The sequence below is a fragment of the Paracoccus gahaiensis genome (assembly GCF_005048225.1).
GTDB classification, from domain to species: Bacteria; Pseudomonadota; Alphaproteobacteria; order Rhodobacterales; family Rhodobacteraceae; genus Paracoccus; species Paracoccus gahaiensis.
On record NZ_SUNI01000027.1, the window covers coordinates 17,048 to 31,564 of the forward strand.

Sequence of the window (14,517 nt, forward strand, 5' to 3'; positions counted from 1 at the left end):
TTCATCATGGCAACTTTGGTTCTCGGCGCCGTTGGCACCGCGATTAGGTCTGGATTCGGCGGTGCCGTGCTCGGATTTTCCGGTGCTGCGATCGGTGGGATGCTCGGATCTGCAGCCGGCTCTGTCGTCGACAGCTGGATCGTGTCCTCACTCGCCCCTGCCCAGCGCATCGAAGGCGCACGGCTGGACAGCCTGCGGATCACCTCGGCCAGCGAAGGTGCGGTGATCCCCCGGCTCTTCGGGCGGATGCGTATCGGCGGCACCATCATCTGGGCCACCGATTTCCGCGAGGACACCCGAACCACCAGCCAGGGTGGCGGCAAAGGCGGTGGACCCGAGATCCGCACCACGGAGTATCTCTACTCGGCGTCCTTTGCGGTGGCGCTGTGCGAGGGGGCGATCACCGGTATCGGCCGTATCTGGGCGGACGGCAAGATTATGGACCTGACCGGTGTGACCTGGCGCTGGTATCCCGGCGATGAGGCACAATCTCCGGATCCGTTCATCGCAGCAACCACTGGGACCGGCACGACACCCGCCTATCGGGGCACGGCCTATGTAGTCTTCGAGGAGCTGGACCTGAGTGCCTTTGGCAATCGTCTGCCCCAGCTGAGCTTTGAGGTATTCCGGCCGCTGGCCGACCCCGACACGGCTGAGGGGTTGGTGCGCGCCGTAACGTTGATCCCTGCCTCAGGAGAGTTCACCTATGCCACGACGCCGATCAAAAAATCCAGCGGCCCAGGTGGCGCAACGGTGGCCGAGAACCTGAACGCAATCGCGGACACGGCTGACATCTCCGTGGCGCTGGACCGGTTGCAGGCCATGGCCCCGGCCGTGGAAAGCGTCAGTCTGGTCGTGGCCTGGTTCGGGGATGATCTGCGGGCAGGCAGCTGCATAGTCAGGCCCGGCGTGGAGGTCTTAGACAAAGTCACAACCCCCTCGTCCTGGTCCGTGAGTGGCGTTGATCGTGGCAACGCGTTCCTAGTCAGCCGGGATGGCGAGGGTCGTCCGGTCTATGGCGGCACTCCGGCGGATTTCGCGGTGGTGCAGGCGATTCAGGAGATAAAAGCGCGTGGGCTGCGGGTGACGTTTTACCCCTTCCTGCTAATGGATGTGCCTGCAGGCAACGCGCTGCCAGACCCCTACTCGGACATTGCCGCATCCCTGGGGCAACCCACCTTCCCCTGGCGGGGCCGGATCACCTGCTCACCAGCAGCGGGGTCTGCTGGCTCGGTCGACAAAACGGCTGCGGCGGAGGTCCAGGTGGCAGCATTGTTCGGCAATGCCACGCCTTGGGATTTCAGCGTAGCGGGCGAGAACGTCCGATGGACCGGCCGTGAGAGCGACTGGGGTTTGCGTCGGATGATCCTGCATTACGCTCATCTCTGCCAAGCCGCCGGTGGCGTCGACACTTTCCTCATCGGCTCGGAGATGCCGGGACTCACCACGATCCGCTCCGGGCCTGCCACATATCCTGCCGTTCAGGCATTCCGGGATCTGGCCGCCGATGTTCGTGCGATCCTCGGGCCGGGCACCAAGATTGGCTATGCCGCTGACTGGTCGGAGTATTTCGGCCACCACCCCAGTGATGGCAGCGGCGATGTGTTCTTCCACCTTGATCCGCTCTGGGCAGATGCGAACATCGATTTCATCGGCATCGACAATTACATGCCGCTGTCAGACTGGCGCGACGGATCCGAGCATCTGGACGCCACCCTAGCGCCGGGAATCTATGACAGGACTTACCTGCAAGCCAACATCGCCGGCGGTGAGGGGTTTGAATGGTTCTATGCCAGCCCCGCTGACAGGGAGGCGCAGATCCGCACGCCGATCACCGATGGCGGCATCGGCAAACCGTGGGTGTTTCGCTTCAAGGATCTGCGCGCCTGGTGGTCGCAACCGCATTTCAATCGCCCCGGCGGCGTGGAAAGTAGGTCGCCGACTGCATGGGCACCGCAATCCAAGCCAATCTGGTTCACCGAGCTCGGCTGCCCAGCGGTTGATCGCGGTACCAACCAGCCGAATGTGTTCTTCGACTCGAAATCCTCGGAGAGTTTCACCCCGTATTTCTCCCGCGGTGGCAGAGACGATGCCATCCAGCGGGCCTATCTGGAGGCGACGTACCTCTGGTGGAGCGATGCAGCCAACAATCCGACCTCGACCATCACCGGGTCGCGCATGGTGCATCTGCCGGAATGTACAGCCTGGACCTGGGATGCCCGGCCCTATGCGTTTTTTCCCGGTATCAGCGACATCTGGACCGATGGCCCGAACTGGCAACTGGGGCATTGGCTGACCGGACGCTTGGGTTCAGTGTCACTCGCCGCCCTGGTCCGGCACCTTTGCCTGCGCGCGGGGATGCCCGAAGAACAGATCGATGTATCCGCCCTCTGGGGCGCGGTCGAAGGCTACGTACTCTCGGCGCTGGAGGCGCCGCGGGCCTCGATCAGCACCCTTGCCCGGCATTTCAGTTTCGACGCCATCGAGAGTGAAGGTCGCATCCGCTTCTTGATGCGCGGCAGGGTAGCCAGCTCCACGGTGACTGCGGACGAGATGGTCGCGTCTGGATCTGCACAGGGCGAGGCCATGGAGCTGACCCGGGCGCAGGAGACCGAACTGCCGCAGGCGCTGAAGTGGCAGGTGGCCCGGGCCGATGAGGATTATGATGCCGCCCAGGTCGAGGCGCGGCGCGTCACGGTCGACAGCACGCGCATTGCCTCGGAGGCCTTCCCCGTCGCGGTCCCGCCCGAGGAGGCGGAGCGGCGTTGCAGGCGCGCGCTACTGGAGGCGTGGGTGGGGCGTGAGACGGCCGTGTTTCGTTTGCCGGCCTCCCGGCTCGCGCTGGACCCCGGCGATGTGATCCTCCTCGACCACAACGGCCGCAACACCGAGATGCGGCTGGTATCCGTCTCTGACAACGATGCCCGGAGCATCGAGGCGGTGCGGCAGGACCGGTCCATCTATGACCTGCCCCCCGGCGCCGTGCGACCCGTGTCGCTGACGACACCTGCAGTCTTCGGCACGCCCGAGGTCCTTCTGCTGGATCTGCCCCAGCTGCGGGAGGACCAGCCGGCGCATCGGCCCTTTGTGGCAGCCTATTCCAAGCCCTGGCCGGGGCAGATGGCGGTGTTTCGCAGCGGCGCGGATGACGGGTTCGAGCTACTGACCACCGTCAGCCGCCGGGCGCGGATCGGGGCTTTGGTTTCGGACTTCTATGCTGGGCCGGTCTCGCGTTTCGATTTGGGCAATGTCCTCATCATCGACCTATTCCACGGCACCCTGGAGAGCGTCACGGACGTGGCGCTGTTTGGCGGCGCCAATGCGCTGGCGATCGAAGCGCGGCCGGGCGAATGGGAGATCGTGCAGGCTGGGCGCGCAGAGCTGATCGCACCGGGCCGCTATCGTTTGTCCCGGCTGTTGCGCGGGCAGCGCGGCACGGAAGAGGTAATGGCCCATGTTGTACCTGCGGGCGCGCGCGTCGTGGTTCTCGATGCTGCGCTGACGCCGCTTCCGATCGCTGAGGCTGATCTGGGCTTGCCCGCCAACTGGCGCATAGGGCCTACCCGGCGCCCCCTCGGCGATGACAGCTATACCGCGCTTGCCTTCACACCCGAAGGTCACGGGCTATCGCCCTTCTCAGTCGCCCATGTTGAGCAGCCTTGGCGCCGAGCACGCCGCCCCGGCGATCTGACCATCCGCTGGACGCGTCGGTCGCGATCACTGGCCGCGGATCGCTGGGGCCAGGGCGAGGTGCCGCTGGCAGAGGACTTCGAGGCCTCCGAGGTTGAAGTTCTGCAGGCCGGGGGTGTCAGGCACACGCTCAGTACCCCCACAACTAGCGCTCTTTACACCGCCGCTCAGCAGACAGCGGATTGGGGCCGGCTGCTGGGTCCCGGCGACAGCCTCAGCCTGCGTATCTACCAGCTCTCCGCCCTCGTCGGGCGGGGCGCGCCCCAAGCCGTCACGCTCACCTTCTGAAAGCAGGACCATGTCCGACATCACAACCCACCTCCTGCTGCCCTACATCATGGCATCGCAGGCGCAGAAGCATGTCACCCATAATGAGGCCCTGCGCCTGCTGGACGCCATGGTCCAGCTCTCGGTGCGCGATCGCGGTCAAACGGCACCCCCGCCCGCGCCTGCCGATGGCGATCGCCATATCGTCGCGTCCGGCGCTACGGGCCTCTGGGCAGGCTGGGACTTAAACATCGCGCTTTGGACTGATGGCGTCTGGACGCGCCTGGTCCCGCGGCCGGGCTGGCTGGCCTGGGTGGGGGATGAGGCCGCATTCGTGGTCTGGACCGGCAGTAGCTGGGATCCGGTCGGTGGCGCATCACAGTTGTCAGATGCTGAGTTCACCCTCGTCAATGACGCAGACTTAACCAAGCTGGCTATGTTCTCACTGTCTGGCATCAGCACCGGGGCGACGCGGACGTTCAGCCTGCCGAACACCTCGTCAGAACTGGCGATCCTGGCCGGCACCCAGACCTTCACAGGCAACAAGACCTTCTCGGGCACCTTCACCGTCTCGGCAGCAGCCGCCGCGATCGGCACAGCAACTGGCACCGCCAGCTACGGCATTGGCACCGGTGCCACGACCAGCGCGGCTGCCAAGACGCTAAACCTGGGAACCGGCGGCGCTGCGGGCTCCATGACTGTGGTCAATATCGGCTCCGCGACCGCGGGTGCGGGCGGTGCAACAGTGGTCAACACGCCGACTGTGACCTTTGCCAATGCGGTGACTGCGGTGGCCATGCCGCAGGCGAACCTGACCGCGCAGCTGCTGGGCCTCGGTGGCGCAGCGGCGGACAGCTACAATCGCTTCTCGATCAATGCCCCCGCCATGCTGTTCAACAACGCCGGCGCTGGGATCGAGGCGACGTTCAACAAGGCCGCCCCGGCCCATGATGCGGCCTTCGCCTTCAAGACCGGGTTCTCGGCCCGGGCGCTGCTGGGCTTGCTCGGTAGCGATGATTTCAGCATCAAAGTCAGCCCGGATGGCGGCACTTTCCATGAGGCAGTGAGAATTGAGCGTGGGACTGGCCGGGTCGAACTAGCGGGGCCTGTGCTGATGCCCAGCCTGCCGGCAACGCCGGATCCACCCCCGGCAGGAAAATTGGCAGTCTATTCCCGCGAACGCGCGGGTGCGGGATGGCTGGATGTACAGCGACCCTCGGGGCGGTTCTTTCCCCTGCAGCCGCATTTCGGAGTCAACCGGATTGCCACATGGGCGCCGTCCTCCGGGACAACGGTGAACACCCATGGCATGCCACGGACCTCCGTCGGGACAGTGGCTACGCCAACGCTGACCACCACCAACCTCTCGACCAGCATGCGGCGGTGGCGTGTCACCAGTGCGGCAACGGTCGATGCGATCGCCGACGAACGTTCAGCAGGCTGGGTCTGCTGGCGCGGCAATGCTGAGGGCCTCGGCGGGTGGAGCTATGTGAACCGCCTGTCGCTGACCACGCTGCAGACCACGGGCATGGGGTTCTTCGGCCTGTACGGTTCGGTTGCTGCGCTGGCCGCCAACCTGACACTTCCAGTGGTCATCAACTGCGTTGGGATCGGGTTCCAGCGTGGCACTCATACGAACTGGCAGGTGGTCCACAATGACGGCAGTGGCGCTCCAACCCTGGTCGACCTGGGCCCGGCCTTCCCGGTCGCCAGCCTGACCAATGTGCTGACCCTCTACATTGCTGCTGCTCCGAACGGCACAGAGATCGGAGTGCGCGTGGTCGAGGAGGTGAGCGGGACGGCAGTCGAGCGGACCATCACCACGGACATGCCAGCGCCGACCCAAATGCTCAGCCCGCGCAATTACATGAACACCGGCAGCACCGCCGCGGCCGTCGCCTATGATTGTTCCGGCGTCTACGTCGAGACCGACTTCTGAGAGGATCGTCCCCATGACCCACCGCCCTACACTCCTGCAGGACGTCGCTCAGGCGTTTCGCGATCACGGCGTTACCGCAGCCCTCACTGCACTGATTGGTGGCACGGTGGCGCTGCTCGCCTCTGTCACTCGCAAGGCGTTCACCAACGATGCAATGCTGGTCCGTCTCGACAAGGAGCTGGCCACCGAGCGCAGCCGCGTGGATCGGCAGCGCGCCGAGGACCGGGCCAGCGACGCGCAGCGGCTGGAGCGCATCGAGACCGACATCCGCGCCATGCGCAACCTGATGTTCGAGGCCTTCCAGCGTGGCCGCTCAGGCTGAGCGTCCGTTTGATCTGACGACAAGCACCACCAAGCCGAATGACCCCACCCGCCATACTGGCGGGCTTTTTCATGTCTGGAGACCGACACCATGACGACCACGACCTATGCCCATTTCAGTGATGTCCCCAAAGCCGCATGGCGCTGGCCCAATTTCTCACCCGCCGAGATAGCCTGTCGCGGCACGGGGTCCATCAGGATCAACACCGAAGCCATGGATAAGCTGCAGGCACTGCGCGATCGCCTTGGCAAGCCGCTGATCGTCCGCTCCGCCTATCGCAGCCCGAGCCACAACCGCGCCGTTGGCGGTGCTCCTGCCTCCAAGCACATGCTGGGCACAGCGTTCGATATTTCCATGTCGAACCATAACCCTGCAACGTTTGCAAAGGCCGCCCGAGCGGTCGGTTTCCTGGGGTTCGGGACGTATCCCCGGTCCGGGTTCATGCACATCGACCTCGGGCCTGCGCGCAGCTGGGGCGAGCCTTTCCCCACACGCGCAACGGCCTTTGCGCCGGATATTGCGCCGGCAAGGGAGGTGTTGGCTGAAAGTCGCACCCTACAAGGCGGAGGGGCGGCAGGTATCGCTACTGTCGGTGCCGCTGGAGTGGAGGTCGCCCAAGAGGTCCTGGCGGAAACCCAATCAGCTATCCTGCCGCTGGTGCCCTATCTTGAGACCCTGCGCTGGGTGTTCATCGCCGTAGCACTGATCGGCATCGCTGTCGCAATTCACGCCCGGATCGACGACTGGAGGCGGGGTCAGCGGTGATGGACTGGATGACCACCGCCCCTGCCAGCGGCCCGGCACGCAAAGCGCTAGGCCTTTTGCTAGGTGTTCAGTCCCGGCGGCGCGAAGCAGAAAAGAAGACCACTACTTCATCGATAAAAATATATGATGATTCTGCCAAAAAATTTTGTTAACATGAAGTCCTACTTTGGAGGCAAATCGTGCCGAGAATGGCCTAGCAGACCTTTCAATATTTTTGCGACTGAATTTCGAGAAATCGATAAAACTTTCTGCGTCTGCAAATAATATACCCGTCGTATCAACCAATGGGAAACGGCTAGCAACATGGCAAATTTCTCCAAGCGTGACAGCGATATATCCAGGCTTCACCCGGCAATCCGCAAAAAAGTCGAGGCGATACAGAATCAACTGAGAAGCGAAGGGATTCCGTTCGAGGTATATGAAGCGTTCCGGACGCCGGAACGGCAGGCAATGCTTCAGGCCAAACGTCCGAAGGTTACTTGGGTAGGTCCATGGGGATCGATCCACCAATACGGCCTGGCCGTCGATTTTGTTCTGAAGATCGATGGAAAATGGTCATGGGACGATAGCGGAACCGAAGCAAAATTCTGGAATAGGATGCACGAACTGGCCAAAGAAAACGGCATGACACCCCTGTATAACAAAAAGGGAAAGCTGATTGAGAAGCCCCACATTCAGTTGATCGGCGTTTCAGCTACTGCGATGCGCAAAGGCATTTACCCCAAAGGCGGCGATGAAATCTGGGCCGAGCATTTGGGGGACCTCATCGATAATTGGGATGGACCTGGCACCGCGCCGCCAAAACCCGACCTTGCCCCCGAACGACCGCCTCTAGACCTGGCGATCCTTGCGGATTTGGAGATCGAGGACGGCATTGACTTACCAAGCCCATTCACTGATGCCGCCTTCGACCCCCGCTTTCAGAAATTCCACAGCTTTATCAAGCGGTGGGAAGGCGGTTTTGTGAACCATCCCGCTGACAGGGGCGGTGCCACGAATATGGGCATTACGATAGGTACTCTGGCCGATTGGCGCGGCAAGGACGTGACGGTGGAGGATGTTCGCAACCTGACCCGTGCCGAAGCCGATGAGATTTTCCGGGCAAGGTATTATGCAATATGCCGCTGTGGCGAGATGCCCGAGCGAATGGCCATGACGGTTTACAATTGCGCGGTGCTGTCCGGTCCAAAAACGGCAATCAAATTCGTGCAGGAAGCCTTCAATTTACTGGGTCTGACGGTAGATGGTAGTCGCCTCACGGTTGATGGCATATTGGGCCGGCTGACAATGGGGGCTGTGCAGAAGACCGATGCCAGCGTTCTGGCTGAGGCTTTCATGGATCAGCATGAAAAATATCTGCGCGGCCTCGATACATTTTCAGTCTTTGGAGCCGGATGGCTGAACAGGATGGCCGCACTTCGTGAGTTCATAGATACACTGCCAAAAGGAGCGGGTGTGCGCCCGACAGCGATTATGAACATCTCCGAAAACAAAGTAGATCTTCAAGATATTCTTTCTATCGCGCTCTCTGCCCGAGAGGGTGACACGAAAGCTTCGCTTTCCAAGATTGCCGAATTGGTATTGGAACCCGATTCTGCGGACAGTTCGACAAGTTCCCGCAACAAGGCCCTGCTAGGGCTGCTTCTGAAAAACAGGCTTTCCCGGGACGACAAGTCCAAGGATGTCGCGACCATAACCACGGGGCCAGACGGAAAGCCTCCCTTGACACCGATCAACGCTGCACTCGGCGAAACGATCGGTAAGGCAATGAATGGCAAGAAGTCGGTGTCGGGGATTGTCGGACTTTTGTTGACGACGGTTCTGCCGAGACTTGGAATTTCAGGTGACATCATTCAGTTTGTTTCTGCAAACTCCGAAGTGTTACTTACGCTGTTTTCACTGCTCACGGGGTGGGGGATGTTCGGAAAGCTGGACAAGGCGATACGGCTGGTTGGGATGGTGAACGAAAGGTCTTGACGGTTCCTAAAGGAAAATGGCGGTTTTGTTGCTGCTATTTCGTCCGGGGGTTCAATGCTTGAATCCAGATTAATGTTCGGGAGGCATGGGTTTCCAGTGGCCATATAACCTCCGAGCACTATTCAAACCTGCACAACGGCGAGGGGGGGCAACGAGCCGCGACGGATAGCCATCAATTGGACTGGTGGGACTGGCCAGCGGCTTTAGCAAGGCTAAGGCTGCGATGCAGTTTTGGTCTAACATTCGTTTGCAATTTCTTGAGGTGGTGCCGTGAAAATTGGATAAGCTGGACACCAAGTTCCCGGGTGACCCCGTCGAGATCAAAAGTTCGTAATGGGTGGCACCGGCGCGTGAGCTTGATCCAACCAAAGGTGAACGAAGCAGAATGTCGGCAGGTGCTATACGCTTGTTGCGACGCTCCAGGCACAGAATAACGGCTCAAACATTGTAGAGGGTGATGTTATGGACGATGCGACTCGCGAAGTGCGTTTTGCAGTAGTGCTCTACGGGGGCGTCTCACTCGCAATCTACATGAACGGCATTTCACAGGAATTGCTGAATATGGTTCGCGGTAGCGCAAGTCCTGACGCTCTAGATAAGGACGACAAAGGCAAGTTGAAACTCAACGACGTCGAGCGCATTTATCGCGATCTCTCGAAGGCACTTTCGGACGACGGCAGGCGCACCCGCTTCATCATCGATATCATTTCCGGCACCTCGGCCGGTGGCATAAACGGCGTGGCATTGGCCAAAGCACTCGCTCTCGGCGCACAAGACCTGACGGTGCTGCGCAGGGTATGGAGCGAGGAGGCCGATTTCGGGAAGTTGCTGAACGACCGTATCATGGTGTCCGCTCTCGGAAAGACAAATTCGCTGCTCGACGGTCGATACATGTACGACCTGCTGCTCAAGACACTCGGCGAAATGAACAAAAACACGACCGGAAAACCGCTCATTGATGACACACTCGATCTCTTCGTGACGGCCACTGATCTCGAGGGGCGTGACGCACCGATCCATCTGACCGACATGAGCTTGGACGAGAAGATTCACAAATCCGTCTTCCGGTTCCAGTATATCGCCGGCGAGGACGGCGTCGGACAACCGCAGCGTAATGACTTCGGCGAGACTGAAGATTCCTTACTCGCCTTTGCGGCACGCTGCACATCCTCCTTTCCCGTCGCATTTCCGCCTTCGCGGCTTGACGCGATCGCAGAGAAACTGCGCGAACGCACGCGCGATTTCGGCGATATGCCCGCAGGCAAAAACGACGCATTCGAATCCAAGCTCTTCGCAGATGGTGGCTATTTAGATAATCGGCCGTTCAGCTATGCGATTGACCTTATTCCGTTCAGGACACCCTCGGTTTCGGGTGAGCGAAAGCTACTCTTCGTCGATCCCTTCCCAGAGACCAACGAGGAGCGGAAACCAAAGGCAGACGTGGACTTTCTGCGCAATGCAATACTTGCGGCCACGACATTGCCACGCCGCGAGGTCATTCGCGATGACATTCGTGACATCACGGAAATGAACAGGCGACTCAGTCGACTCGGCGCTCTCCAGGATCGCTGGGCTAAGGACCAAGACAAACTTAGCGCCCTTGGCACAACGGCACCGCACGCCAAGAAGCCTGACGATTTCGAAAAACTCGATCTCGCCGAGCTGGTCCAAAAGGGCTACGGGCGGCACTACCCGCTTTATCACCACCTTCGGGTATATGGCACGACTGACTTGTTGACGGACTTTGTGACGCAATTGGCAGGCTACAGCCTCAAGTCCGACGAGTGGTCCTATCTGCGACAGGTCGTCCGAGCCTGGCGAGACCACGGATTTTATGCTTACCACCCCGAAGGCGCAAGTTCGACCCATCCCGGGTCACGTCTGAGCGAGACTTTCTTCCTGACCCAGTACGATCTCGATTTCCGTCTCCGCCGCCTCAGTCATTTGCGCGTCGTAATTGATGCAGCGCTGAAAAGGCCCAACGCAAAAGTCGAACTGCTTTGGCAGGCGCTCACTATCGTCAAGCGCGAACACTGGAACCTGCGACGCCTAAGATCACCCGGACCTGACGGACAAGGTGAATTGCTCAGTCCCGACGAAATCAAGAAGCTAATAGGAGAGCTCAAAGGCGGATACAAAGAGGTCATGTCCCGGATCACTCTGGAAGACCGCTACTCAACAGCAAGTTGCATCTACCAAGAACGCGTGAAGAACCTCGTCGACAAAGCAATGGCAAAGGTCGGCGTTAATCTGCGCCAAGCATCTGAAAGAAGTAGCAAGCGGATCCGTGACTTCCTTAAGAAGAATGATCTGAGTTCAATCCTCGAGTCCTACGACGATTTCCATTGGCACGACAACGTAACCTTCCCATTTTTGGAAGGGCATACCGCACAGGAGAACGCTGACGTTCAGGTCTTTCGCGTCAGCCCCGCCGATAGCGGAATCAACGATGACCCGGCCAAACTCGCGGGAATCAAGGTGCGTGCCTTTGGTGGCTTTTTGAACCGCGACTGGCGCGAGCACGACATCCTCTGGGGTCGGCTCGACGGTGCAGAGCGGATTGTTTCTGCCCTGATGCCCGGCCAAGACAAGTCCAAGGAGCGAAAGAGATTCACGAATCTGCTGCAGGAGGCGATTCTCAAAGATGAATTTGAGACACTCGATTCAGCCGACACGCGGCGTCTGGCACTCGTAAAGGCGCGGCTGCGCAAGTCTCAGTTCGACGACGACGAAACCGTTAATCGACTCGCAGCTGGCGCGCTCGGCGAAACGAAACCAAGCTCTTTCGACGTCCCACGATTCAAGAAATACGCCACCTTTCAACCAGACGGACCGAATGCGATCTCGATATCCGACTGGACCAGTCGGTCCGCCCGTATCCTTGCCCGGATGATCGACGGACTGCCCTCCTCCGGTCTTCTGGGTTTCGCGGGCCCGAAAATTGCCCGTCCACTGCGAGCAGGTGGCGTCCTCTCGGCCCAACTTGCGACCTTTGCTCTCCCGGGAAGTTTCCCGCGCATGGTCGCCCGCCATATTCTGATGATTTCTATGGTTGCAGGGCTGCTGTTGGTTGCCGTAGCGACCTTCGCTGGCGCAGCACCGGCAGCAGCAATCGGCGCGATCATACTGGTCGTGGCTGCGACGCTTTGGACTATACTCTATACTTTTGGCCGAATTTTAAGAAAGCAACTACCCCTGCCTAAACTGTTGACACGGGTCGCGTTGATGGCCTTGGTGTTAACCGTCGGTCTCCTTGCGGGTGTTGGTGCATGGAGCCTGTGGACGGAATGGTCGGCCCCAACAGGCAAATGAGTGCATATCTCTTTATTTGACAGGATGGTCGCCGGCCGCCCCGGTCGCGGCTAGCGTTCGACATCCGCAACAGCGAATCGTGCTGTTTGAGTTTTTTTCCGTTCGAGCCCGGATGTGATACAATGCGTCCCAATAAGGTTCTTGCCCATGCGATTTCTTTCCGAGCTTATCAGGCCTAGCATTTTCACCGGCATTCTCGCGGTGTTTACGGGCCTCGTTGGATTTTACATTACCAACGTCGTCGAAAGCCTGCGTTCGGGTTATACCGCCGTCTATTATTTTGAGCCAGACGCGAGCGCGGAGACTGTCGTCTTTCACTTGGTGAACGTCTCGCGCACTAAGCGGATAGATGCGGCGAGCTTCGTCATTAAGTGTGCCGATCAGAGCAAAGACTGCTTCGGCATGATACCCGGCGTTTCCCCCCCGTCGCCGGTGTCGGAGGTCACGACGCCGCCCAACTTCGGCAGGCAGATCGACGGCGGCGGGTCGGGCCCTGCTACAGTCCGGGTTTGCCTCGGGGCCATCGCATCGTCGCGAACCTCGGTCCGCGTCGCGCCGACGGGCGGAAAGGTTACCCCGCTGATGGCGCTCTACGACCCGTGGTCTAGCGATTGCGCACCCGACATTAAGGAGGCCACCAATCTGCTGCTGCTCGGTCGACGCGATCCGCATGCGTTCCTCGTGCGGCACTATTTCACGGTAATCACGGTCGCGCTTGCCGTGTCGGCGGCGATCCTCGCCGTGACGGGGCTCGGTATTATTGTCCGAGGCATTTGGAAGAAGAAGGAGGTTCCCGATGAAGCACCCGGCGTTTAGAGCAAGGAACTGGATTTTCTCAGCTATCGTTTCGGCACTTCCGTCGACGGGCCTGGCGGATGGCGTAAACGTCATTATCTGCGCCCATCCCGAAGGGCTTCCGGCATGGACGATGAACGCGGACGTGAGGGTCCTGCGGAGCGGAGCCGCGATCGCGATCACGCCTCAGGCACTAGAAAATAGCTGCGTCCGGGTAGACCTGCCGGCCTGCGACGCCGCGATTACGATCGAGGTGAACGTGCCGCGAAGCTATTCGGGCAAATCTACGTGCTCGACTGACCCCACGCCGATGCTTATCGCCATGCAGGCCAACCGTGTGGAGATACTGACCGCTGCCTTCGCAGATGTGCTCGGCGACGGGCTACCCAGCTTCAATCGTCAGAGCTTCCTTGCAGAGATCGCCCGCACCGAGGCGGTCCTGCCCGAGTTGCCCGCCGAGGGACGGCGAGCCGTCGACGCGCTCTATGCCGCGATTGCAACTGGGAACTACCCCGAGGTCCAACGACAGGCAGCCGAGGCGGCGGGCTTTCTGCGGAGCGTCGAGGAGGAGCGGCTTTCACTGGCCTACAGCTCAATCACTTACGTGGCAGGGTTCCGCGCAATCGGGCTGGACCCACTCGCCTCCGAGAACCCACTGGTTACCGCGGGCCCTACCCCCTCGTCTGTTGTCCTGAATGAAGAGGGGCGCAATGTGCTGGAACTGTACCAGTCAGCACGCGCGATACCCGCCGCACCGGGAATCTGGGATTTTGCAACCACCGCCAGCGTGGCGAATGTGACGCCTTTAGCAATGGAGGAGACCTTGAGACAAGATTCTATAGACGCTCGGGGGGCGATCGCGCCGCAAGTGATGGGCGTCAACGACTTCTCCATCGATGCAACGGGACGCATGGTTCTGCAATGACGAAGTTGAGCGCGCGTAAGCAGGGCCAGTCCGGCGACGGTGCCGATAGCGAGCCCGCCAACGTCAGGCAACTCCTTCGCAGACGCGCTGGGGACCACACTCAGCAATTCTTTGCCCTGCTCAACCTCTCCCTTGGAACCGACCAGGCATGCCACTCTTCGCTCACCTAGAAGGGACCACCAGATTTCGCGAGAAAGTCCGCCAACCGCCTGTCCCGTCATCGGGACGATAATTGCAGGCTGCACTCGTCTTTGGCATCTGGGTTGTCCACGAACTGCCGCTCAAGACAAGCGGGCAGAGCCGCCCAGGCAACGGCGAATGCACGAGGTCTGGATGGTCATCGGAAAGGGTACGGAGTTCGACCAAGCCGGAAAACTCCAGCATCCGGCGGTCCAAGCGTAACCACCCGGTTGTGGCCGCCTGCCTGAGGTGAGGCCTGTGCCTTAACCTGCGTCGTTACTGACGTCATTACCGACGTCATATGCGATGGAGGCTATCATGCGGGACGGGTTGGTGCTTGGGGTT

Annotated in this window: 8 protein-coding genes; all 8 read left to right on the plus strand. The window is 60.4% G+C overall.

Going from position 1 to position 14,517, the window contains the following annotated elements:
- The first annotated feature begins 6 nt into the window (after window positions 1-6).
- The 8 genes from FA743_RS17990 (at window position 7) to FA743_RS18025 (ending at window position 13,992) form a co-directional block, all read left to right on the plus strand.
- The gene (locus tag FA743_RS17990; RefSeq protein ID WP_136887468.1) at window positions 7-3,978 is read left to right on the plus strand and encodes a baseplate multidomain protein megatron; all 3,972 of its coding nucleotides are present in this window, start codon (window positions 7-9) and stop codon (window positions 3,976-3,978) included.
- A gap of 10 nt (window positions 3,979-3,988) precedes the next feature.
- A complete protein-coding gene (locus tag FA743_RS17995) occupies window positions 3,989-5,896 on the plus strand; it encodes a DUF2793 domain-containing protein (protein ID WP_136887469.1) in 1,908 nt (635 codons plus the stop codon).
- Window positions 5,897-5,909: 13 nt separating this feature from the next.
- On the plus strand, window positions 5,910-6,218 hold the full coding sequence (locus FA743_RS18000; RefSeq protein ID WP_136887470.1) for a hypothetical protein: 309 nt from the start codon (window positions 5,910-5,912) through the stop codon (window positions 6,216-6,218).
- 90 nt (window positions 6,219-6,308) lie between these two features.
- Window positions 6,309-6,983, plus strand: coding sequence for a YcbK family protein (locus tag FA743_RS18005; RefSeq protein ID WP_136887471.1), 675 nt, complete (start codon window positions 6,309-6,311; stop codon window positions 6,981-6,983).
- Between the two features lie 303 nt (window positions 6,984-7,286).
- The gene (locus FA743_RS18010) at window positions 7,287-8,960 is read left to right on the plus strand and encodes a glycosyl hydrolase 108 family protein (RefSeq protein ID WP_136887472.1); all 1,674 of its coding nucleotides are present in this window, start codon (window positions 7,287-7,289) and stop codon (window positions 8,958-8,960) included.
- A gap of 462 nt (window positions 8,961-9,422) precedes the next feature.
- A complete protein-coding gene (locus FA743_RS18015; RefSeq protein WP_136887473.1) occupies window positions 9,423-12,272 on the plus strand; it encodes a patatin-like protein in 2,850 nt (949 codons plus the stop codon).
- 147 nt (window positions 12,273-12,419) lie between these two features.
- Window positions 12,420-13,088 (plus strand): hypothetical protein, encoded by a 669-nt coding sequence (locus FA743_RS18020; protein WP_136887474.1) that lies wholly within the window; start codon window positions 12,420-12,422, stop codon window positions 13,086-13,088.
- Window positions 13,069-13,992, plus strand: a complete 924-nt coding sequence (locus tag FA743_RS18025; RefSeq protein ID WP_136887475.1) for a hypothetical protein — start codon at window positions 13,069-13,071, stop codon at window positions 13,990-13,992. Before FA743_RS18020 ends, FA743_RS18025 begins: the two co-directional genes overlap by 20 nt.
- The last annotated feature ends 525 nt before the right edge of the window (window positions 13,993-14,517 follow it).